Genomic DNA, 22,035 nt, shown 5'->3' with positions numbered 1-22,035 from the left:
CACACGGATGTTGACGCAATGCCGGGCGTAGCGTCCGTTTACTTCACGGACTTCACGACATAGCCGCTGCCTTCCTTAGCAAACTCGAATTCGACATCCTTGCCGTCGGCGAACTTTTTCAAGAGCATTTTGTCTTTCACTTTGAAGTCCATCGTCATGGCCGGCCAGTTCATGCTCTGGACTGGTTCGTGGGCCACCGTGACCATGCCGGTCTTGGCATTGATCTTCTTGACCACGCCCTTGGCCATGTGAGTGCTCTGCTTGTCGGCGGCCGGCTTCTTGGACATGTCCGGGCAGTCCATGTTCATACCTTTCATGTCCATGCCTTTCATGTCCATGCCCTTCATGTCCATGCCCTTCATGTCCATGCAGTTCATGCCGTCCTTCTACATCGTCTCTTGGGCGAACACGCCGGCGGCGGGCAATGTCAAGGCCAGAGCGATGGCGGCGAGAGTGATCTTCTTCATTTGAATCTCCTGCTGAGATGGGTTGCAAAAAAGTAACAGCGCGCAGTCTTCGGACCGTCGCGATGGGGGAGTGTTAGCGGGTCGCTGTGTGCGTCAGCCCTCCTGTCATCGGTAAGACTGGCAGACTGTCCGGCTGGGTGCCCGCGGACCACGACGAACGTGCGACCGCGTTAGGCGCCAACGACAAGATCAACCGTCGGCGCATTCGTCTCACTTCGCGGCCTCCTTGCACGCGGCCACCTGCGCCTCATAGCGACTTCGGCGCGATCGGTTCTCGGCAGGCGTGGTCTGCGCGCGCGGACCGTGGTCCAGTGGTAGCACGAGCGGCTCGGGCGGGCATTTCAGAGATCCCGTCCTGGCAGCTCCCTGAGCCACGCGGAGGTCAGCCTGGCGTTCGACCTGTGCGACCTGTTTCGCCTTGCGCGCTTGCTCTATGGCCTGGAAGTCAGGGCCAGCGAGCGCCGGCAAAGTGGTCCCCAGCGCAACGGCGCTGATGAGGGTGGTGAATAGCTTTTTCATGATGAGCTCCTGAAATTGATCGGTACATGGCAAATGCGAGCCTTGGAGCCCGCGGGCCACCGATCAATCCAGCCACCGGCAGTACAGGATGCGCACGGGCAACCCGACGTGCCGGCCTCCTGTCTCGAAATACTCCGTATCGGGTACGGAGGGGGAACGAACCCGCCAGAATGATTCATCGGGCGTGTTGCCCTCGCCACTGAACCCTTGCGTCACCGGCGCTGGAGCGACGTAGCAGCGCGCGCAGGGCATGCAGTCCGCGACAGTCTGCATCGACTCCGAGACCACGGCCGAGATCGCTACTGGCCCGGCGTCCTGCATCCCGGGGATCGACGCCCGCGCTCCCATGCCGAGCAGCGCCAGACACAGGAACAGCGCGACGCCAAAGCGTGCACGCCATCGTCGGAGGCATTCAGCTCGTGCCACGGCGCCCTCTCCAGAACGCAAGCCGAGGTGCGCGTTGCTCACGGGACCGGCGCATGAGCAGATATGCCGCAGGAATCACGAACATCGACAGCAACGGCGCAGTGATCATCCCGCCCACCATCGGCGCCGCGATGCGCTGCATGACTTCCGAGCCGGTGCCGCTGCCCCACATGATCGGGAACAGGCCCGCCAGGATGACGGCAACCGTCATCGCCTTGGGACGCACGCGCAGCACCGCGCCTTCACGGATCGCGTCCAGCAGGTCTGCGTCCTCCGTGTGTCCGTCGTCGATCCGGTCCTGCCAAGCGTGCTTGAGGTACAGCAGCATGATCACACCGAACTCGGCAGACACCCCTGCGAGCGCGATGAATCCAACGGCCCCAGCGACTGACAGGTTGTAGCTGAGCAGATATAGCAGCCAGATGCCGCCCACCAGTGCGAAGGGCAGCGCGGCCATGATGAGGAGCGCCTCGTCGAAGCGCTTGAAGGTCAGGTAGAGGAGCACGAAAATGATCAGCAGCGTGAAGGGAACGACCACCTTCAGCTTGGCCGTGGCGCGCTCGAGGAACTCGAACTGGCCCGACCAGGAGATCGAATAGCCCGGCGGCAGCTTCACCTCCCTGGCAACCACCCGCTGCATGTCCTGCACGGCTGAGCGCAGGTCGCGGCCGCGGATGTCCACATAGACCCAGCCCGACAGACGCGCGTTCTCGCTGCGCAGCATCGGCGGGCCGTCGGTGATGCGGATATCCGCCACGTCGGAAAGCACCAGCCGCGCACCACGTTCCGTGACGACGGGCAACGCCCGCAGCTTCTCCAGCGAGTCGCGGATCTCGCGCGGATAGCGCATGTTGATCGGGAAGCGTTGCAAGCCTTCGACCGTCTCGCCGATGTTCTCGCCGCCCACCGCAGAGGCGACCACCGACTGCACGTCGGTGATGTTCATGCCGAAACGCGCGGCTTCATCGCGTTTGATGTTCACGTCCACATAACGCCCGCCCGTCAGCCGCTCGGCCAGGGCGCTCGACACGCCCGGCACATCCTTGAGCGCACGCTCGATCTCGCCGGTGATGCGGTCGATCGTCACCAGGTCGGTGCCTGCCACCTTGACGCCCACGGGGCTCTTGATGCCGGTGGCCAGCATGTCGATGCGGTTGCGGATCGGCGGCACCCAGATATTGGCCAGGCCTGGCACCTTGACGATGCGATCGAGCTCCTCCACCAGCCGGTCCTGTGTCATGCCGGGGCGCCACTGCTCGCGCGGCTTGAACTGGATCGTCGTTTCGAACATCTCCAGCGGCGCGGGATCGGTCGCGGTCTCGGCACGGCCGGACTTGCCGTAGACGCTCGCCACCTCCGGCACGGTCTTGATCAGGCGGTCGGTCTGCTGTAGCAGCTCACTGGCCTTGCCCGCGGACAGGCCGGGCAATGCCGAAGGCATGTAGAGCAGATCACCTTCGTCCAGCCGCGGCATGAACTCGCCACCGATGTGCTGCAGCGGCCACAGGCTCAGCACCAGCACGATCGCTGCGCCGAGCAGCGTCAGCTTCGGCCGGCGCAGCACGGCATTCAACAGCGGCTGGTAGGCCGCGATGAGCAGCCGGTTCAGCGGGTTGGTCTTCTCATCGGGAATCCGGCCGCGGATCAGGTAGCCCATGAGCACCGGGATCAGCGTGACCGAGAGGCCGGCCGCCGCCGCCATCGCGTAGGTCTTGGTGAAGGCCAGCGGCGAGAAAAGGCGCCCCTCCTGCGCCTCCAGCGTGAAGACCGGGATGAAGGACAGCGTGATGATCAGGAGCGAGAAGAACAGCGCCGGCCCCACCTCGGCCGCCGAATCGCCGATCACGCGCCAGCGCGCGTCGCCCTCCAGCGTATGCCCAGGATGCTCGTGATTCCACTGCTCCACATGCTTGTGCGCGTTCTCGATCATCACGACCGCCGCATCGACCATCGCGCCGATGGCGATCGCAATGCCGCCGAGCGACATGATGTTGGCGTTGACGCCCTGGTAGTGCATGACGATGAAGGCCGCCAGGATGCCCAAGGGCAGCGAGACGATCGCCACGAAGGCCGAGCGCAGGTGGAACAGGAAGATGAAGCACACCAGCGCGACCACGAGGAATTCCTCCAGCAGCTTGTGGCTCAGGTTCTCCACCGCCCGCTCGATGAGGCTGGAGCGGTCGTAGGTCGGCACGATCTCCACGCCCTGGGGCAGGCTGGCCTGCAGGGTCTTGAGCTTTTCCTTGACGGCCGCGATGGTCTCCAGCGCGTTCTTGCCCGAACGCATCACGATCACGCCGCCGGCGGCTTCGCCTTCGCCATCGAGCTCGCCGATGCCGCGGCGCATCTCGGGGCCGACCTGGATGCGCGCGACGTCGCCCAGGCGCACCGAGACGCCGGCATCGGTGGTCATCAGGGGCACCTTGCGGAAATCGTCCAGGTTCTGGAGGTAGCCCGAGGCGCGCACCATGTACTCGGCCTCGCCGAGCTCGAGCACCGAGCCGCCGGTCTCCTGGTTGGCTTTGCGGATCGCCTCGACGACCTGGGTGTGCGGGATCCGGTACGCCGCAAGCTTGTCGGGGTCGAGCACCACCTGGTACTGGCGCACCATGCCGCCGACCGAGGCCACCTCGGCGACGTTGGGCACCGTCTTGAGTTCGTACTTCAGGAACCAGTCCTGCAGGGCGCGCAGTTGTGACGCGTCCTGTGTGCCGCTGCGGTCGACCAGGGCGTACTGGTAGATCCAGCCCACGCCCGTGGCGTCGGGCCCGAGCGAAGCCTTGGCGCCGGCCGGCAGCCGCGCCTGCACCTGGTTCAGGTACTCCAGCACGCGCGAACGGGCCCAGTAAAGATCGGTGCCGTCCTCGAACAGCACGTAGACAAAGGAGTCGCCGAAGAAGGAGTAGCCGCGAACGGTCTTGGCGCCCGGCACCGACAGCATGGTCGTCGTCAGCGGGTAGGTGATCTGGTTCTCGACGATGCGCGGCGCCTGGCCTGGGTAGGTCGTGCGAATGATGACCTGCACGTCCGAGAGATCGGGCAGCGCATCGAGCGGCGTGCGCGTCACCGAGTACACGCCCCAGGCGCTGAGCATCACCGTGGCGAGCAGTACCAGGAAGCGGTTGGCGATGGACCAGCGAATGAGTTTGGCGATCACTTCGTGCCTCCCGTTGCCGCCTTGTGATCGGGCGCCATCGGCGTGACGCGAGTGAGCTGCGGCAGGTCGTCCTTGTCCATGAAGAACTCGAAGGTCACGCGATCGCCGACACGGACGTTGCGCGGCGCGCCGCCGGACGGCAGCTTGAAGTCCATGGTCATCGGCCCCCACTTGATCGTCGGGATGGGCCCGTGCGACAGGGTCAAGGCGTCCTTGCCGATGCTCTCGACCTTGGCTTCGCCGACATGCCTGGGAGCGCCCGCGGTTGCAGCGGCAGGGGGCGTGGCGGCTGCGCTCGGGCCGGCATTCAAGCGCGCCTCGATACCCCGGAGACTCGCCTCCGAGTCGATCAGGAACTGCGAAGACACTACGACGCGCTGGCCGGCTGAAAGGCCGCGCTTGACCTCGGTCTGGCCACCGCTCTCGATGCCGATCTCGACCTCGACCGGACGAAAGCGCCCGTTCTCCTCGGCCAGCATCACCACCGTGCGCTTGCCGGTCTGGATCACCGCTTCGGTGGGAATCAGCAGCACCTTGTCGGCCCGCATGTCCATGAACTGCATCGACACGAACATGCCCGGCACCAACCGCGCGCCGGGGTTCGCCAGTTCCAGCCGTGCCTTCAGGGTGCGAGTCGCAGCGCTGACATCGGGCAGGATGGCCTGCACCTTGCCGTCGAAGGTCTCGCCCGGCGCCGCCGGCGTCCTGGCCTGCACCTTGGCCCCCGGCCGCACCAGCGCTGCCTGGCTCTCGGGCACCTCGGCGTTGGCCCAGACGGTGGCCAAGCCGTTGATGCGGAACAGGGTGGCGCCCGCCATCACCGTCATGCCTTCGCGCGCCGCCAATTCGGTGACCACGCCCGCGATCGGCGCGACCAGCGTGATGCGAGGCTGCGTGCGGCCGCTGCGCGCGACGCCTTCGATCTGGACTTCGCTCATGCCGACCTGGCGCATGCGCTGGCGAGCGCCATCGATGAGCGGCGCGAGATCGGTGCCGCGCATGCGCTGGACCGACAGAAACTCCTCTTGTGCGGCGATCCAGTCGGGCACATAGAGCTCGGCCAGCGGCTGTCCCCTGGAGACGCGGTCGAGCGTGGCACGCACATGCAGCCGCTCCACATACCCGGTGGCACGCGCCTGCACGATGACCTGGTCGCGCTCGTTGAAGGCGATGCTGCCGACCGCCGCGAGCTGCGGCGACAGCGTGCCCTCCGCGACGGCCGCGGTTCGAACGCCCAGGTTCTGCTGCACGCGCGGGCTCACGGTCACGTTGTTCTGGTCGCCGTCGCCGCCGGCATAGACCGGGGACATCATCATGTCCATGAAAGGCGACTTGGCCGGCTTGTCGAACTTGTTGCCCGGCACCATGGGGTCGTGGTAGTAGAGGATCTTCTTGCCGTTCGCCGGGTCGACATCACCAGCCTTGAGGCCGGCCGCGATGTGGCGTCGGGTGGCGTCCTCGCCCGACTCGTTGGCAGGTACCGCAACACCTGGGGCCCCGCCGGTGGTATTCGCAGCCGCGCGGACGGTGGCTCCGCTCGACGCCGGAGTCATGGCCATGCCGCGCTGCATGCCAAGGCGGTAGACACCGAAGCCGCCGACGCCGAGCACTACAGCGCCAACGAGGGCGATCATGAGGTTTTTGGTTTTCATGGATCTCTCCGACGGCGTTTCAAGGCTGGGTGGCCGAGGCGGAGGCGGCGTGACCCACTGGCACCAGGTAGTTGAGTTGCGCCCACAGGCGCGCGGTGTCGAGCGCCAGGCGCAGGCGCTCGAGGCGGATGTCGATCTCGGCCCGGCGGGCGTCCAGCACTCCGGCGAGCGGCGCGGTGCTGCCGCGGTAGGCGGCGAGGGCGGCGCGTGTGCGCTCGGTCGACAAGGGGATGAGCGCTTCGTCATAGCGCGCTAGGCGCTCCCGGTTGCTGCGCCACTCCTGCAGCATGGCGCGCGCTTCGGCCACGTGCTCGCGCGTGGCCTCCTCGCGCTCGGCACGCCGTTGCTCGACCACGGCCAGCTTGGCAGCCAGCTCGCGGTCCTGGCGATTCTTCTGATCCCATTGCAGCGGGACGGACAGGTTCACCGAGACCATGTTCGAATAGCTCGAGCCGCGCTGGCTGTACATCAGCTCCACGCTCCAGTCGGCCTTCTTGTTGGCCTGTGCGATGTCGGCTTCGGCGCGGGCCACGTCCTCCTGCCGCGCCATCACGGCGAGCTGCGGGTGATGGGCCAGTTCCGCGTCAAGGTCGGCCTGATTCAGCCTCACCACGTCCGTATCCGGGAGGCTGCCAAGCGGCCGATCCGCCGACTCGCCGATCCATCGTGCCAGTTGCGTCTTGGCGGTAGTGATCTGGCGGTCGGCCTCCGCCAACCGGTCTTCGATCTGGGCCACCGCCGATCGCGCCGCGAATGCGTCGGCCTGGGCGCCGCGCCCGCCACGGTAGGCGGCGTCCGCCGCATCGATCTGCAACCGGGCTTCGTCGCGCTGGTTCATCAGCAGCTCGCGAACGCGCTCGCGGTAGTAGCGCTCCAGCCAGGCACCGGCGGTATCGCGCTGCAATTTGGCCAGCGCGAGTTCCCGCGCCGCGAGGGCCGCATCGGCTTCGCGCTCGTAGCGCACCGATCGCGCCTCGCGCTTGTCGGCGCGGGTGAACTCCTGCATCACGCCGATCGAGCGCATGGTCATGAAGTCGCGCGTCAAGCTGAAGCGGTCCTCGCCGTTGACCGGCAGGTTGTTGATGCCGGCCTTGAGCGTCGGATCGGGCAACTGGCCGGCGGCGACCGCCATCTCGCGGGCGGCACTGGCCGCGCTGTCCTGGGCGCTCAACTGGCGTGATCGCTCCTGGGCGAGGGACAGCGCGCGCTCCAGGGTCAATGCCTCCTGGGCATGCAGGTCGGCAGAAAGAAACGCCGCGGCGAGCGCCAGGGCGAGGACGGGCCACTGTGAACGCGGCCGCCGCGGCGGCCAGGCCGCGCGACGGGACAGGGTGATGAACATGAGATCTCCAGACAGCGGATCGGGCGGGGTCGGTCCCGTTGGCGAGGGCGAGCCGGAACTCGCACGCGAACGGGCGCAGCCTCAGCGCGCATGACCTGTGCGGTCGTCAGCGCGCCGTCGTCTGAACGGTCAATCTCGGATGCAGCAGTGCAGGATGGCGTGCGGTATGGGGACCGCAGCGGGTAGGGCCAGCGACGCCGTGCGCACCGTCACCGGCAGACTCGCCTCGTCGGGCACCGTCGCCGCGACGGTGTAGAGGCTGACCAGCGTCATCACGGGGAGCGCCGGCACCTGGGGTTGGTTGCCCTGCTGGCCAAAATGGCAATGCTCGGCACACAGATTGGGAGCGGCTTCGTCCGGCGCACCGGCCACCTGATCGCAGCCAGGCATGGCAGCGAGACCCGCATCAGCGCCCATGGCCGCCATGCCATCGTCGCGAACCACCTGATCGCCACCGTCCGCAGCTTCCACGGCCTGCGTCCACGCGCCCGCCGACTGCAGCGCGGGGCAGGCATAGGCGGCAATGGCCAGTTGCGCGAACAGCATCAGGCCGATCAGCCCGGCGCTGACCAGTCGCTTGAAGGTGCGGGTCATGGTCATACCGTCTCCGCCTCAGGGACCTGTGCCTGCGCCACCGACCTGGTTCGCAACTCGGACGGCAGTGCACCGGCCAGCGCTGCGATGATGGGACAAGCGTCGGTTGGCGCTGCTTTCTCGCAGCAGTCCGCCAGACCTTCCAGGGCGCTCGCCATCGCCTGCAGGTTCCTGACCCGCTCGCGAATTTCCTGGACGCGGCGCTGCGTCACGGCGCGAACGCGTTGCTTATCAGGCTCCACGCTCAGCGAGACCAGCTCGGCCACATCCTCGAGCGTGAAGCCGAGTTCCTGCGCGCGCTTGATGAATTGCAAGCGCTGGACATCCGTGGGGGAATATTCGCGGAACGAGCCTTGCGCGCGCCCAGGCTGGGCCAAGAGGCCGCGCCGCTGGTAGTAGCGCACCGCTTCCACGCCAATGCCTGCCGCGTCGGCAAGCTTGGAGATGGTGAAGGCGTGAGTGGGCACGTGTAACTCGGTTGTCTGATACGGAGTTTAACTGCAAACCAGCTGAATGCAAAACCGCGAGCGTTGCCGACGACGCTCGGTGCTCGTTGCCCGTGACACGGTTCGCACCCGGAACGTTCGCAGTGGTCAAGGCCTGAGCTGTACGAACTCGACCCCGACCGCAAATCGCAGCAGTTCAAAGCTCGGTCCTTGCACCTGATGACTCAAGCCGATCGTTGTGACGCTGTCCGGGATTGTTCCAGGAGAGCGTCCGCGTAGCGTTCCACAAGAAACCGGAACGTGCCCCGGAAATTGATGTGTCCAAAATGGACGGGGCCCATGCGACGTAGCCAGCTATCCTCGATCATCTGGCCTTCCTTGCGCAGCCGGTCGACCACGCTCTGCAACTGCGCCGTGTTCCACGCCAGAAACAAAGCGCACCAATCTGCAAAAAAGGTACGACTACCCCTGACACGATTCACAGCCAGGCCGGGCCTTCCACCGACCGAACGGTCCCCTACATTCTGAAGATGCCAGCCGCGCCACCCCTCGCAAAGTACAAGGCGAAGCGCAACTTCGCTGTCACGCCCGAGCCCGCCGAGGGCGGCGAATCCGCGCCGGCGGGCCTGCAGTTCGTGATCCAGAAGCATTGGGCGAGCAGGCTGCACTACGACTTCCGACTCGAGCTGGACGGCGTCATGCTCAGTTGGGCGGTACCGAAGGGCCCTAGCTACGACACCGCCGACAAGCGCATGGCGGTGCAGACCGAGGACCACCCCATCTCGTACAACCAGTTCGAGGGGACCATCCCGCCGAAGCAGTACGGGGCGGGCAAGGTGGTGATCTGGGACAAGGGTATCTGGGTGCCGGTCGGCAACCCGCACGAGGGCCTCAAGGCCGGCGACCTGAAGTTCGAGCTCCATGGCCACAAGCTTCGCGGGCGGTGGGTGCTGGTCAAGATCAAGAGCCGCGACGGGAAGCAGAACGCATGGTTGCTCATCAAGGAACGAGACGAGTTCGTGCGGCCGGCGAGCGAGTTCAGCGTGGTCGACGAGATGCCCGACAGCGTGGCCGGGCTGCCGATGCCTGCCGGCGCCGCGGCTCCCGCCGAATCCACCGGGAGTCTGGCCGGGGCGAAGAGAAGCGCCCTCCCGGCCAAGCTCGCGCCCGAGCTGGCCACCCTGGTCGACGGGCCGCCGACAAGCGGCGATGACTGGGTGCTGGAGATCAAGTTCGACGGATACCGCCTGCTCGCCCGGGTGGACGGCGCCGACGTGCGGCTCTTCACCCGCAACGGGCACGACTGGACGAAGAAGTTGCCCCACCTGGCGCGCGACCTGGCCGCGATGAAGCTGCCGCCCTGTTGGCTGGACGGCGAGATCGTGATCCTGAACGACCAGGCACTCCCCGATTTCGGGGCTCTGCAGAACGCCTTCGACAACTCCCGTACGAAGGACATCACGTTCCACATCTTCGACCTGATGCACTTCGACGGCCTCGATCTGCGCCAGGTGCCGCTCGTCGAGCGCCGCGCGCAGCTGCAGCGGCTCCTTGAGGACGTGCCCGACTCGATCCGCTTCAGCGAGGCCTTCGCCGGCGCGCCGCGCGAGGTCGTCGCCTCGGCCTGCAAGCTCGGCCTTTAAGGGATCATCGGCAAGCGCAAGGACAGTCCCTACACGTCGAGCCGGAGCCCGGACTGGATCAAGCTCAAGTGCAGGCAGCGCCAGGAGTTTGTCGTCGCCGGCTGGACGCACGTGCGCGGCACACGATCGGGCATCGGCGCCCTCCTCCTGGCGGCGCACGACGCCGAGGGCCGACTGGTCTACGCGGGGAGCGTCGGCTCGGGCGTCAGCGGCAACGCCGTCCCTGCGCTGCAGCAGAAGCTGGCGCCCCTGGCCACGAAGACCAGCCCGATCCACGGCACCACTGATGCGAGCGCCCGCGGCGCGCAGTGGGTGCGGCCCGAGCTGGTGGTCGAGGTGAGCTTCCAGGAATGGACGAAGAGCGGCCACGTCCGCCACCCCGTCTTCCACGGCATCCGGGCGGACAAGCCCGCCAAGGCGGTCGTGCGCGAGGTGCCGCTTCACCTGCGGCCCGCCGCCGGCGCGGAGGTGCAGCACACCCTTCCGGCCAAGTTCCGGGTTTCGAACCCGGACCGCGTGATCGATCCGTCCACCGGCGTCACCAAAATCGAGCTGGTGCGCTTCTATGGCCTGGTGGGGCCGTTGATCCTCGAACACCTGAAAGGCCGCCCTGTGTCGCTCGTACGCGCGCCAGAGGGCATCAACGGCCAGCTGTTCTTCCAAAAGCATCTGGACAAGGGCGAGATCCCCGGCGTGCGCCAGCTCGACCCGGCACTGAACCCGGCCCATGCCCCACTGCTGGAGGTGGCCACGGCGCAGGGCCTACTCTCTGCCGCCCAGCTCAACGTGGTCGAGTTCCACACCTGGAATGCCGTCAAGACTGCGATCGGCAAGCCGGACCGGATGACGTTCGACCTGGACCCGGGGGAAGGCGTGAAGTGGCCGCAGATCCAGCAAGCGGCCGAGCTGGTCCGCGTCTTCCTCGAGCAGCTCGAGCTCGCCTCGTTCGTGAAGACCACCGGCGGCAAGGGCCTGCACGTCGTGGTGCCGCTCAAGCGCCTCTACGACTGGGACACGGTGAAGGACTTCTCGCAGGCCATCGTCGTGCACCTGGCGCGCACGCTCCCGCAGATCTTCGTGGCCAAGAGCGGGCCGAAGAACCGAGTGGGCAAGATATTCATCGACTACCTGCGCAACGGGTTCGGCGCCACGACAGCCTCGGCCTGGTCGGCCCGCGCGCGGCCGGGGCTGGGCGTGTCGGTGCCGATCGCATGGGAGGAGCTGGCGAAAGTGACCAGCGGCGCGCATTGGAACGTGCGGAACGTTCAGACGCGGCTCGACAAAGGGAATGATCCCTGGGAGGGGTACGCCGATTCAGCCCGGCCTCTGGCGCAAGCGAAAAAAATCTTGCTGGGATAGCGGAAAGGAGCGTCATGCAATTGCGGATGCCTATACCGAGTACATCCACTCTGAAAGCCGATGTTGCGCACCCCTACCGTGCTAGCCCACTTCATCCCTACCCTCCTCGTCTTCCAGTCCGTCAAGCTGCAATTGATGCCCGACTCTGGCGACTTCTGGCCCCGCCATCCATGTGGCACTACGCTCCGAAAGAGCGAAGACTCGTGCTAGCCAGTGAGGTCGAGGGCGCGGTCGTGAACATGATGGCGGCCGGACAACTTGGCGAGCCTCAGACGGTGAGTTGACAATGGCCGCTGGGCGTCGTGTCAGCGGAGCCCCAGTGGTGGCCCCCGTTCGCATCCGTCGCGGGCTACGCGATGGGGTCATTGGGCAAGCAAAAAGGAAGGCCCTATGTACGGACGAAGCAAGCGGCATCCTCACGAGAAGGCCATGAGCAGCTATGAAGAGTTCGCCTGGAGAGACGCAGGCGAGCTTGCCATGATGGCGGCTGCGGACTTCAAGATGTCAGCTGCGCGCGACCAGTTCGAGGCAATGTCGGCGGAGCAGAAGATCCGCATTGAGGATGCTTGTCGCTCGATGATCGAAGACTTCCTCCGGCGCACCGATTCCCAGCGGCCGGCAGTGCTGCGCAAGATCGCGAAGGCTGCCGGCGACGAAGCCGCTGCGATGTTTGCGGTGTTCGCGATCGTTGCGCTCGTTCGCGTCCGAGAGGTCCTCGAGCTGCGAGATCGGTACATGTATGCGCTCGCCCCAGGGTCCGGGAACCGAGAGACGTGTGCGGCTATATATGCGTTTCAACAGGAGGTCATCGAAGCTTCCGGCATCGAATGGCCCGATGATGCATTCGACGACATCGATCTCGACGAAGAAGAGTACGACGACGAAGATGGTGACCCGAGAAGATCGACGCAGGTGACCGAGGCCGGCGCGGAACGTGTGGTCGTCAAGCTCGAGAAGATGGTGGCCGAGCAAGCCCGACGAGCTAGGGAGGCAGTCGAAGTCGTGCGCGAACCTCTCTTTGCGGTGCATGCCTCACCGTCCAAAGTCTTCTGCCTCGACCCGGCTGGCCGATTGGTCCGAGGCACCAATGAAAAGTTGAGACCACTCTGCCATTCACCCATTGGCCAGAGCGGTTCCTTGAAGATCTGGAAGTTGAACTTGCCTTGGTCCGAGAGCCCCACATAACCTTCAAAGAGCTTGAATCGCTTAGTGAGGGGTATGCTTCTTGGTTGAACCTTGAATATGCGAACCCAAAGGGAACACCTGAAACTCAACTGGGGCGCCGCGAGGAACTCGAGTCGCTCTGCATGAAGATCCTCGCATTGCGCGGACGCTGGAACGGTCCAATGCCGGTCTATACCCCGCACCTTGAAGCCAATGTGGGCTTCTACTGCGATCGAGAAGACGCCTTGAAGGAAGTGACCAAGCTATTCAACGCTGTTGATTCTGGTCGAGCGAACGCGCTTGGCGTCGAACTGGCCTCGATTGCCGACGACGTGCGGAGGTGGATCGAGTTGCCTTCGCTTGAAGATCAGGACAGCCTCGCCGACCGGGTGTTGCAGTTGGCCTTTCGCGATCAATTTAGCCCCGGGGCGAGCGGATCATTGGCGATCCTCGCCCGCATGTTGGGCCGCGGACTACCCGAGATGGACCTTGTCGATGCGGCTGTCCGGCGCCGCCTTCAGCGACCCATTCCAGCGGCCTGGATTCCAGTCAAGAGCTTCTACGGAACGCTCATGCCTCCCTCAGACGGACTACTCGCGATCTTCTGGTGCGAGGTTCATAGTGAAGGGCACAGGGTTCAAGGTTTCGGTGGCTGGCCGAAGCGCAAAAGTCGGCTGGGTTCAGGCGGCGCGGGCGAGTTGGAAATCCTCGTTCAACCGATCTTCCGGCAGTTTGATCCTCCATGTGCCAGGACGACAGAAACTTGGGCACGGCAATCTCAGCATTGGTCTGGGCTTCTCAGGGAATATGAGAGCTCGATAGAGGGTTTGGGCGGAGCGTTGAGAAAGGCCGATTGGGTCGCTCAGGAGGGCGGCAAAGCCGCCAGATTTGCACAAGTTGTCGTGAAGGCACGCAATGCGGAGGCCATCGAGAAGGTGCGCATCGAGTGGCCGCGAATGGCGGGTACGTTGAACGCGGCTCTCGAGGAGCAGTTCGGTGCGGCTACGCTCGCCGCCCGAGCCCGCTTCAGCACATCGCTTGAGGGCTTTCTAGATCCGTTTGTGCCTGCGTGGGGGTCGCGCGCAACCCTGTTGCTCGGCCAATCCTGGACAGAGGAAACATCTTGACGGAGGCAGCTACGACCACCACTTCGGCTGTCGATCCACGAAGAGCGTGCTCTCGGGGATGACCAGCTTCCCTCCGGACCATGCTTCGCGGGTGCGCTTCTGGAAATGCGCCGAGAGCATCATCGGGGTGCCGGCTTGCGGGCGCACCCAAAGCTTGGATCGTTTGTCGTAGCCGCCGGCGCTGTGCTCTTCTCCATGCTTGCGCCACGTCTGATGCGCCACGTGCAGCGTGAAGGGTGCGAAGTGAACCGGGCGCAGCACCTGGCCGTGAGACCAGTAGTAGACACGCCCGAAGTTCGCCGCGTGGCACCAGCGTTCCCAGGCCGAGGGGCTGTAGCGCTCGAAGTCGAGATCCCCCTTCGATAGTGCCACCCAGATGACCGCGATCCCGAGGCGGTGGTAGTTGACGGTGCGCGCCGCGATGCCCTCGACACCGAGGATGCTGCGCTGCACCTCGATGGCGACTGGGACGCCGGCGAGGATCGCGTAGATGTCGGCCACCGCGCCGGGCAATCGCTTCTCCAGTTCGAGGTGCGTGACGTTGGCCTGGTCGCGCAGCCCGTCGAAGATCGCAAGCTTCACCTGGAAATGGTCCTGTGTCTCGCCGAACCCCAGGCGGCACGACGTCGGCGCCTTGTGCGCGAAGTGGTGAATCCGGATGGATCCCTTCCTCAGGATCAGCTCGGCCCGGCACGCGGGGCATGCGAACGGCGCGTCGTGGCGTCCGGCATCGCGAGCCAGCATCTTGAAGTTGTCCGACCGGCGGTTGGCGGTGAGCACGCGGGCATCGTAAACGTCGGGATGGCCGGCGACAAGAGCCTATGGTCAGGTTCGCCTTCCCCCCGCTGATCTGCACGCGGCGGCCCGGGCGGTCGGCGCCGCACGCGATGACGAAGGCATGCTTTTCGGCTCGCGACCTCGACGTCGATGATCACGTTGATCACGTCGGTGGCGGGGCGCGGCCGATCAGCCCATCCGGCTGCGGCTACCCGCGGGGATGAGATCGAGGTCCACTGCCCCGGTGCGGAGAAGCCTGTTCTGACGATGGCGGAACTTGCGCTCTTCGAGCTTCATTCGGACTTGGCCAGGAGCGGTCGCCCTAGCGATGACGCAATGAGCGCAGCTGCAGGATTTGGGTGTGTTCTTCATGCTGTTCTTCGAGCGGGAACTTCGTCGTGGGGGTTCCTGCCGCGTGGCGCGTGGCTTGAATGCGCAGGTCGGGCGTCCGTTGGTCAGGCAAGGTGTCCGTGGTGGAGTGCGCCCAGTCACCGCTTGGTCATTTGAGAAGCCACCACGTAGGCCCACTTCGCCCCGTAATCCGCCGAACCGCGCGCGTATCGCTCAGCTTCTTCAACAGCCAGCAATGATGGCGCGGTGAAGTCGTGGTGCTCTGCGTATTGACACGCGGCTTTGTGCACGGCTTCGCGCTCCAGGCGTGTCCACTCATCGAGCGTGCGCTTCCGCCGGTGGGTCGCTTCCGACTGGAACGCGTCGTAGATCGCTTGAGCGGGCTGGCCATGCGGGCGAAACGGATCGTATTGCATGCTCATCGCTTACCTGCCTTGTTCATTACTGGCCGCGATCTTGACACGGCCTCTGCCTAGGCCGGTCCTGGCGTCCCGCCGGGTGCGCTGTTCATGCCGCGCATCCGCTGCTGACTTGAGGATGATGGAGCGGATGCCCGTGCGGTCTTGGGTGTCGATGACGGCACCTGGATAGAGCCACGCTGAGAGCACACGGGCGAAGAGTGGAGCGAGTGCCTTGCGCGTCGCTCCACGCTGCATGCGTCTGGTCATGCGCCTCTAGCGCGCCGAGCACGTCGTCTTCGAGCGGGCCGATCGGCTGCTCCTGGTCGAAGTGGCGCGCGGCGGCGCAGACGTTGTGATCGATGGTCATAGAACTCTCGGGTACTTTCAGCTTGCCGAAGTGCGCTTCTTCTTCATGTAGTTGGCGAATGCCCAGCGGTTGCGGATCTTCGGCTTCCGAGCGCGGGAGGTCGACGCCTTGCGAGGTGCGCGCGCCTTCGAGGCGCGCGCGCTGGCTGTCGCCGATCCCCGCCGGACCTTCGGTGAAGGGCCGCCCATCCAGAGCAACTCGGCCGGCGCGATGCCGAGTACCTCGCTCTTGAGCGAAGCTGGCGTCAAGGCATCGAACCGTTGCACAACTCTCTGCGCCGCGGACGCATAGCCGCTGCGAATCTCCTCAGGCTGGTCGACCAACCACAATAGGTCGGCGACTGCGGCCGCCGTCGGCACCGCAATGCCCAGCTCGCGCGCCAGTTCGAACGCAGGCCGCTGGTCGGGGCCGGAGCGCATTGCATCGAGCAACTCCAAGGGCATCCGATCGTCTGAGGCAGAGCACCATGCGATCGCGTCCTGGAGGGGCACCCCGGAGAGGGCCAGCGACATGATCTCGACCCATTCCTCGGTGCCGAGCTCGAACTCGAAGGCGCCGATGTCGCTGATTCGACGCAGGACCGACACCGGCTCGCGCTGCAGTTCGTCCGATGCCTCTTCGATGGTCCGGCCGCCACTGATTGCTGCGAGGAGCTTCTTGTCGTCGCTCTTGAGCCAAGCGTTCAGGGTGCGAGCGAATTCGAGAGGGGCCGAGGTCATGCGAACTACCTTACGGAGGCGGCTCTCGATACGTCAAGGACGGGAGAAAATAATCCGATGCTCCCTTCTGCCGCACATCCATGAACGCCCCATCGTCGTCGCTGGCGCCGCAGGCTGAAGGCGCTCTGGAGGAGGCTTTGAACGTGGATGGATCGAGCGTGTTCGATCGGATCGCGCTGGAGGTGGGCGTCCCAGAAGGGGCTGTCACGCTCAGGAAGATCCAGATCCTCTACTGGCTTCGCTCCCGGCACCCGACGACCCGGCCGGAGATGGCCTGGGAGCTGGCGAACTGGCGCGGCACAGGCCGCAATGAGGTCGTTCCCTTGGAGGCCTCGACTTCGGCGCCGGGGCTACTGGATCAGATGGTCAAGGACGAACTGTTGTGGGAGATGGGTGCTCCTGCGAAGCGGCTCTTGGTCTCCCCGAAGGGCATCGCGCTGCTGTCGCGGCTGCACCCGGCCTGTGAGGATCTCGATCTGCCGTGGAGGCTTGCGCGATGGGCCGCTGACTGGCCGGCGGCGATTTCCGAGGTCGAGCGCTTTGCTCGATCGACGATTTCCAGGCAGCGCGGGTTCGGCGGCACCGTTTAGGATCGATGATCGGGAAATCCGCGCCGCCAATGTCCGTCGAGACTTACCAGCAGAAGTTCGCACGCCTCAACGTCAACGTTGCAGGCGGCCGTGCGAGCCCGCACAAGATTTGCATGCTGTTGGCCGTGCTCGACCTCGCCCGAAGCGGGGGGCTTACCGAGAATCGGATCTTCTACGCGCCGCCTCTTCTGGAACGATACGCCCGGTTCTTCGACGCTGTTCGTAGCCCGACGGACCATCGCAACCCATACTTTCCGTTCTTCCATTTGTCGGGGCGCCTGCGGGGCGCCGGCGAGAGCTTCTGGCACCTCCACGCAGTGCCCGGGCGGGAGGATGTCCTGGGGGCAATGGACACCGCACGCAGCAACGCGGCGATCTTGGAGAACGTCGCCTTTGCTTCCCTCGACGAGGAGCTTTTCCAGTTGCTCCAGACGCCCGAAAACGTCGAAGCGCTGGGCGACGCGTTGTCTACCGCCTGGTTCGATCGCGGGCTGAGCGAACTGCGCGTCGTTGTCGCTCAGGCGAGTGAGATCAGCCGCTATGAACACCAGCTCCGAGCGGGGCCGTCGCTCCAGGCGCGGCCGCAGGCGCCGCCTGCGTACGTGCGTGATCCAGCTTTCCGGCGGGTCGTGACTGAACTCTACGACTACAGGTGCGCTGCGACTGGCCTTCGGCTCGTGCTGCTGGACGGAACGGCAATGGTCGAGGCGGCGCATATCCATCCGTTCAGCGAAGCGCAGGACGACGATCCGCGCAACGGGCTCGCGCTCACGCCGAACATGCACTGGGCGATGGATCACGATCTCATCGCGCCTGGCCCAGACTTCAAGTGGCACGTCGCTTCTCGACTGGACAGCCGCATAGCAGATCACCGACCGCTGATCGAGCTGGCGGGCAAGGATTTGATCAAGCCACGGGAGCCTCGGATGTACCCGAAACTGGAAGCGCTTCAGTGGCGTGTGGCCAGGCTCGAGGCGGGCAACTGACAACCCCGGTTTGTTGCAGCTTCGCCCCTGCGGGTTTTCGCAACGGCCGCCGGTGTCGTTTCCTGCTCCGGGTAACCGCGAGCGCCGCGACACTCATCCGCCGGCGCTCGGGGTCTCGGCGTCAAAGGCCTCTTCGTCCGGCTCGGCCAGCAGCGCCTTGATCCGCATGGCGTAGGTATCCGCAATCGTCTTCTCGGCCTCGGCCGCGAAGCGCTCGATCTCGGCGGCAATGGTCGCTTTGTCTGTCCCAGGCCGGAACAGCGCCCAGCAAGTCGAGAGCGCATTGCGCCCCTCGCTCCAGTAGTCGCCGGTGAGCACGTGGTCGCCGTCGCTGTTCTGGCGGCAATACACGACTGCTGTCCTGCCGCCGGCCGCGGTGTCGTAGTCCTTGAACGCCACGTCCACGCGAACGCGATCGGGCCGCCATCCGCGCGCCGTCATGGCTTGTACGAACTGGACTTGGATGGAACTGGCGGTCATTCTCGGGGCTCTTTCTCGTTGAAGCCGCTGACGATGCCATGTGAGCGCGAGATCTGGGAGTATTTTTCCGAGACGGTCAGATTTCTGAGGGGCCCCCAGTGCGCAGCCGGTGGCGTTTCCACGGGGCGAGCGAAAGCGTCAAGACTCGGCCCTCAACGGAAGTCGCGGCTGGACGTGCGCAGTGTGCCGAGCAGGTGAGTGTGATCGACCAGCTTCGTGGCCACGAGCGACTGGACGCCCTTCTCGCTTTGCCAGGTGCCCTCAACGCTGAGCAGCCTGGCGCCGAGCAGCACCGTGCGCTGTTCCTCGGCGACCTGCTGCCACACGATGATGTTGACCGTGCCGGTCTCGTCTTCGAGGGTGGCGAAGACGACGCCATTCGCCGTGCTGGGGCGCTGCCGGTGCGTCACGAGGCCGCTCGCGCGCACTGTCTGCCGGTTTTTGGCCCTCACGCGCAGTTCCTCGGACGTCTTGATCCCCAAAGCGGCCAGCTTAGGCCTGATGAGGGCGAGCGGGTGCTTGCGCAGGCTGAGCCCAACGGAGCCGTAGTCGTCGGCGATCTCGGAGCCCTCGTCGGGGGCCGCGAAGTCGACGGGATCCTCGAAGGTGCGCGCCTGCCGCAGCATCTTTGTCGGCCGCGTGTCCACACCCTTTGCGGCCCATACCGCGTCGGGCCGGCGGCCGGCCAGGCCGAGCAGCGCATCGGCGCCCGACAGGCACCTGAGGTCGTGCGCATCGAGCTGCGCGCGCATGGCAAGGTCCTCCACACTCGCGAATGGCTGCTGCGAGCGCGCAGCGACGATGCGCTGAGCAGCCTCCTCGCGCATGCCGGCGATGCGGCCCAGGCCCAGGCGGACGGCGCGCAGCGGCTCCTCGTAAGTGCTGTCCCAGCGAGCCGACGCCGGGCCTTGCGTGGGCTCTTCGAGGGTCGAGTCCCATTCGCTGATCGTCACGTCGACCGGGCGCACGACGACCCCATGCTCTCGCGCATCACGCACGAGCTGGGCTGGCGCGTAGAAGCCCATCGGCTGCGAGTTGAGGAGTCCAGCGAGCATCGCGTCCGGGTGGTGCCGCTTCAGCCAGCAGCTCACGTAGACGAGGTGGGCGAAGCTGGCCGCGTGCGACTCGGGGAAGCCGTAGCTGCCGAATCCTTCGACCTGCTTCGCCAGGCGCTGCGCGAAGTCTTCGGAGTAGCCCTTCGTCAGCATCCGATCGATGAGCTTGCGCTGGTGCACCTCGAGGCCGCCGCGCTTTCGCCAGGCGCCCATTGCGCGGCGCAGCTGGTCTGCCTCGCCGGCGGTGAAGTCGGCCGCGACCATGGCGATGGCCATCACCTGCTCCTGGAAGAGCGGGATGCCAAGCGTGCGCTCGGTGGCTTGGCGGATCTCGTCGCTCGGGTATTCCAGCTTCTCCTCACCCATGCGCCGGCGCAGGTACGGGTGCACCATGCCGCCCTGGATCGGGCCGGGCCTGACGATCGCGACCTGGATGACCAGGTCGTAGAAGCACCGGGGCTGCATGCGCGGGAGCATGCTCATCTGCGCGCGGCTCTCGATCTGGAACACGCCCACGGTGTCCGCTTTGCAGATCATCTCGTAGGTGGCTGGGTCCTCGGCGGGCACGTTCTGCATGCGCATGGGCGGGCCGCCCGCCTTCGCGCCAGCGAGGTCGAGCGCGCGGTGGATCGCCGTGAGCATGCCCAGCGCCAGGACGTCGACCTTGATGAGCCCGGTCGAATCGAGGTCGTCCTTGTCCCACTGGATGATGGAACGGTTGTCCATCGCGGCGTTCTCGACCGGGACCAGCCGGCTGACCTTGTCGCGGCCGATCACGAAGCCGCCCGGGTGCTGGCTCAGATGCCGGGGGAAGCCGCGGATCGTGTCGGCGAGCGTCAGCCAGTGCACGACCGCCGGGTCGGTCGGATCGATGCCGTTTTCGAGCAGGCACGCCTCGCTGATCCACTTCTCGTCGGTCCCGTAGGCGGTCTTGGCCAGACGGTCGACCTTGTCCGTATCGATCCCCATCGCCTTGCCCACGTCGCGCAGCGCCGACTTCGTGCGGTAGGTGGTGGCCACAGCCGTGAGCGCCGCGCGATCGCGCCCGTACTTCTCGTAGACGTACTGCATCGCCTCCTCGCGCCGCTGGTGCTCGAAGTCGACGTCGATGTCGGGCGGCTCCCTGCGCTCCACCGAGATGAAGCGCTCGAAGAGCACCGACATGCGGTCGGGATCGACGTTCGTCACCTCCAGGCAGTAGCACACCGCGCTGTTGGCGGCCGAGCCGCGCCCCTGGCAGAGGATGTTGCGGTCGCGCGCCCAGTGCACGATGTCAGCAACTGTCAGGAAGTAGCTCTCGTATTCGAGCTGCGCAATGATCTTGAGCTCGTGCTCGATCTGCTTGTGCACCTTCTCGGGCAGGCCGTTCGGGTACCGGCGCTTGGCCCCCTCGTACGTGAGCTTGCGCAGGTGCGATGCCGGCGTCTCGCCCTCAGGCACGACCTCGCGCGGGTATTCGTACTTCAGCTCCTCCAGCGAGAAGGTGCACAGGCTCGCCACACGCACGGTCTCCTCCATCCACTCGCCGGGCACCTGGTTCATCAGCGCCGCCCGGCCGCGCAGGTACGCCTCGGCATTGACCTGCAGCGCGTAGCCGGCGGTCGCCACGGTCTTGCCGATGCGCACTGCGGTGAGCACGTCCTGGACCTTCTTGCGTTTGCGGGTGTGCATGACCGGGCTGGAGCTGGCCACGATTCGCAGACCGGTTCTCTCGGCGACCTGCTGGACGATCCAGATGCGCAGATCGTCGTCCATCAGGAGCGGGCGCGGCGCCACGAGCCATGCGCGGCCCGCGAACCAGGTCTTCAGCCACATGGCCTGGGCGAAGAGCGACTCCGTGGTGGCGTCCCGCTCGGGCAGCAGCAGCGCCAGGCAGCCCGGCATCCCGGCCAGGTGCGGCGCCTGGATGTTCTTGCCCTCCACGTCCGTCACCAGGGCGCTGTAGCGGCCCTTGGCGGCCCGCCGGCGCGCAAGGGTGATGCACTCGCAGAGGTTGCCCCAGCCGAGCTTGTTCTGCGCCAGGAACACGATCCTGGCGTGCGGGTGCCCGCTCTGGGTGGTCAGCAGGATCTCGCTGCCGCAGATGAAGTGCAGGCTGGCCTCCCGGGCGGCCAGGTGCGCGCGCACGACGCCCGAGACCGAGCACTCATCGGTGAGAGCAAGGGCGGAGTAGAGTTTGGCAGCAGCGCGCTCTACCAGTTCCTCGGGCTGCGATGCCCCGACGAGGAAGGTGAAGTTCGAGCGGCAGTGCAGCTCGGCAAATGGGGGCGGTCCGTGCATACACTGGATAAAAAACCAGTATCGCACCGCGGCGTGCCTCGCACTTGACCCGGATGCCGGGTCGGCTTTCGAGCTGTCGGGTTTTCGGCCTTTCGGGGCTTGTGTCGCGGGCCTCTCGGACACGATTCCCTAG

The 22,035-nt window shown here is 65.7% G+C and carries 18 protein-coding genes and 1 pseudogene; 5 read left to right on the top strand and 14 right to left on the bottom strand.

The annotated features are described in order from the left end of the window. Nucleotides 1-38: 38 nt before the first annotated feature. From E5P3_RS32020 to E5P3_RS36555, 9 genes are all read right to left on the bottom strand, one after another. Nucleotides 39-377, bottom strand: coding sequence for a copper-binding protein (locus E5P3_RS32020; protein ID WP_162590100.1), 339 nt, complete (start codon nucleotides 375-377; stop codon nucleotides 39-41). A gap of 300 nt (nucleotides 378-677) precedes the next feature. Beyond that, entirely contained in the window at nucleotides 678-986 is a 309-nt protein-coding gene (locus E5P3_RS32015; RefSeq protein WP_162590099.1) for a hypothetical protein, read from the bottom strand. Between the two features lie 63 nt (nucleotides 987-1,049). Beyond that, a complete protein-coding gene (locus tag E5P3_RS32010) occupies nucleotides 1,050-1,412 on the bottom strand; it encodes a hypothetical protein (protein ID WP_162590098.1) in 363 nt (120 codons plus the stop codon). Further along, nucleotides 1,399-4,569, bottom strand: coding sequence for an efflux RND transporter permease subunit (locus E5P3_RS32005; protein WP_162590097.1), 3,171 nt, complete (start codon nucleotides 4,567-4,569; stop codon nucleotides 1,399-1,401). Before E5P3_RS32005 ends, E5P3_RS32010 begins: the two co-directional genes overlap by 14 nt. Beyond that, complete coding sequence (locus E5P3_RS32000; RefSeq protein WP_162590096.1) at nucleotides 4,566-6,221, bottom strand: efflux RND transporter periplasmic adaptor subunit; 1,656 nt, start codon at nucleotides 6,219-6,221, stop codon at nucleotides 4,566-4,568. The genes E5P3_RS32005 and E5P3_RS32000 overlap by 4 nt, the downstream gene beginning before the upstream one ends. A 19-nt stretch (nucleotides 6,222-6,240) precedes the next feature. Continuing rightward, nucleotides 6,241-7,563, bottom strand: a complete 1,323-nt coding sequence (locus E5P3_RS31995) for a TolC family protein (RefSeq protein WP_162590095.1) — start codon at nucleotides 7,561-7,563, stop codon at nucleotides 6,241-6,243. A gap of 129 nt (nucleotides 7,564-7,692) precedes the next feature. Further along, entirely contained in the window at nucleotides 7,693-8,163 is a 471-nt protein-coding gene (locus E5P3_RS31990; RefSeq protein ID WP_162590094.1) for a hypothetical protein, read from the bottom strand. Further along, nucleotides 8,160-8,624 (bottom strand): MerR family transcriptional regulator, encoded by a 465-nt coding sequence (locus tag E5P3_RS31985; RefSeq protein ID WP_162590093.1) that lies wholly within the window; start codon nucleotides 8,622-8,624, stop codon nucleotides 8,160-8,162. The genes E5P3_RS31990 and E5P3_RS31985 overlap by 4 nt, the downstream gene beginning before the upstream one ends. A 203-nt stretch (nucleotides 8,625-8,827) precedes the next feature. Continuing rightward, on the bottom strand, nucleotides 8,828-8,971 hold the full coding sequence (locus E5P3_RS36555; RefSeq protein ID WP_443083305.1) for a hypothetical protein: 144 nt from the start codon (nucleotides 8,969-8,971) through the stop codon (nucleotides 8,828-8,830). 162 nt (nucleotides 8,972-9,133) lie between these two features. Here E5P3_RS36555 and ligD point away from each other — a divergent pair. The 3 genes and pseudogenes from ligD (at nucleotide 9,134) to E5P3_RS31965 (ending at nucleotide 13,896) form a co-directional block, all read left to right on the top strand. Continuing rightward, nucleotides 9,134-11,605: pseudogene (ligD, locus tag E5P3_RS31975) on the top strand (DNA ligase D). 429 nt (nucleotides 11,606-12,034) lie between these two features. Then, nucleotides 12,035-12,790 carry a hypothetical protein gene (locus E5P3_RS31970; protein ID WP_162590091.1) on the top strand — a complete coding sequence of 252 codons (756 nt, stop codon included), beginning with the start codon at nucleotides 12,035-12,037 and terminating at the stop codon, nucleotides 12,788-12,790. A gap of 122 nt (nucleotides 12,791-12,912) precedes the next feature. Further along, nucleotides 12,913-13,896: a hypothetical protein gene (locus E5P3_RS31965; protein ID WP_162590090.1), complete on the top strand. Its 984-nt coding sequence runs from the start codon at nucleotides 12,913-12,915 to the stop codon at nucleotides 13,894-13,896. A gap of 9 nt (nucleotides 13,897-13,905) precedes the next feature. On the opposite strand, the gene E5P3_RS31960 is transcribed toward E5P3_RS31965, so the two are convergent. From E5P3_RS31960 to E5P3_RS31950, 3 genes are all read right to left on the bottom strand, one after another. Continuing rightward, nucleotides 13,906-14,676 carry a competence protein CoiA gene (locus E5P3_RS31960; RefSeq protein ID WP_162590089.1) on the bottom strand — a complete coding sequence of 257 codons (771 nt, stop codon included), beginning with the start codon at nucleotides 14,674-14,676 and terminating at the stop codon, nucleotides 13,906-13,908. Between the two features lie 485 nt (nucleotides 14,677-15,161). Next, nucleotides 15,162-15,446 carry a hypothetical protein gene (locus E5P3_RS31955; protein WP_162590088.1) on the bottom strand — a complete coding sequence of 95 codons (285 nt, stop codon included), beginning with the start codon at nucleotides 15,444-15,446 and terminating at the stop codon, nucleotides 15,162-15,164. Between the two features lie 363 nt (nucleotides 15,447-15,809). After that, a complete protein-coding gene (locus tag E5P3_RS31950) occupies nucleotides 15,810-16,511 on the bottom strand; it encodes a hypothetical protein (RefSeq protein WP_162590087.1) in 702 nt (233 codons plus the stop codon). Nucleotides 16,512-16,591: 80 nt separating this feature from the next. On the opposite strand from E5P3_RS31950, the gene E5P3_RS31945 reads away from it, so the two are divergent. Further along, entirely contained in the window at nucleotides 16,592-17,101 is a 510-nt protein-coding gene (locus tag E5P3_RS31945; protein WP_162590086.1) for a hypothetical protein, read from the top strand. A gap of 5 nt (nucleotides 17,102-17,106) precedes the next feature. Continuing rightward, a complete protein-coding gene (locus tag E5P3_RS31940; protein WP_162590085.1) occupies nucleotides 17,107-18,087 on the top strand; it encodes an HNH endonuclease in 981 nt (326 codons plus the stop codon). A 93-nt stretch (nucleotides 18,088-18,180) separates the two neighbouring features. Here E5P3_RS31940 and E5P3_RS31935 read toward each other — a convergent pair whose 3' ends face one another. Continuing rightward, the gene (locus tag E5P3_RS31935) at nucleotides 18,181-18,567 is read right to left on the bottom strand and encodes a hypothetical protein (protein ID WP_162590084.1); all 387 of its coding nucleotides are present in this window, start codon (nucleotides 18,565-18,567) and stop codon (nucleotides 18,181-18,183) included. 152 nt (nucleotides 18,568-18,719) lie between these two features. After that, nucleotides 18,720-21,902: an error-prone DNA polymerase gene (locus E5P3_RS31930; RefSeq protein ID WP_162590083.1), complete on the bottom strand. Its 3,183-nt coding sequence runs from the start codon at nucleotides 21,900-21,902 to the stop codon at nucleotides 18,720-18,722. Between the last annotated feature and the right edge of the window lie 133 nt (nucleotides 21,903-22,035).

Origin of the sequence: Variovorax sp. RA8, from assembly GCF_901827175.1 — a bacterium.
GTDB lineage: Bacteria > Pseudomonadota > Gammaproteobacteria > Burkholderiales > Burkholderiaceae_C > Variovorax.
The sequence above is the reverse complement of the archived record's forward strand: the minus strand, read 5'-3'. Positions and strand labels throughout refer to the sequence as shown.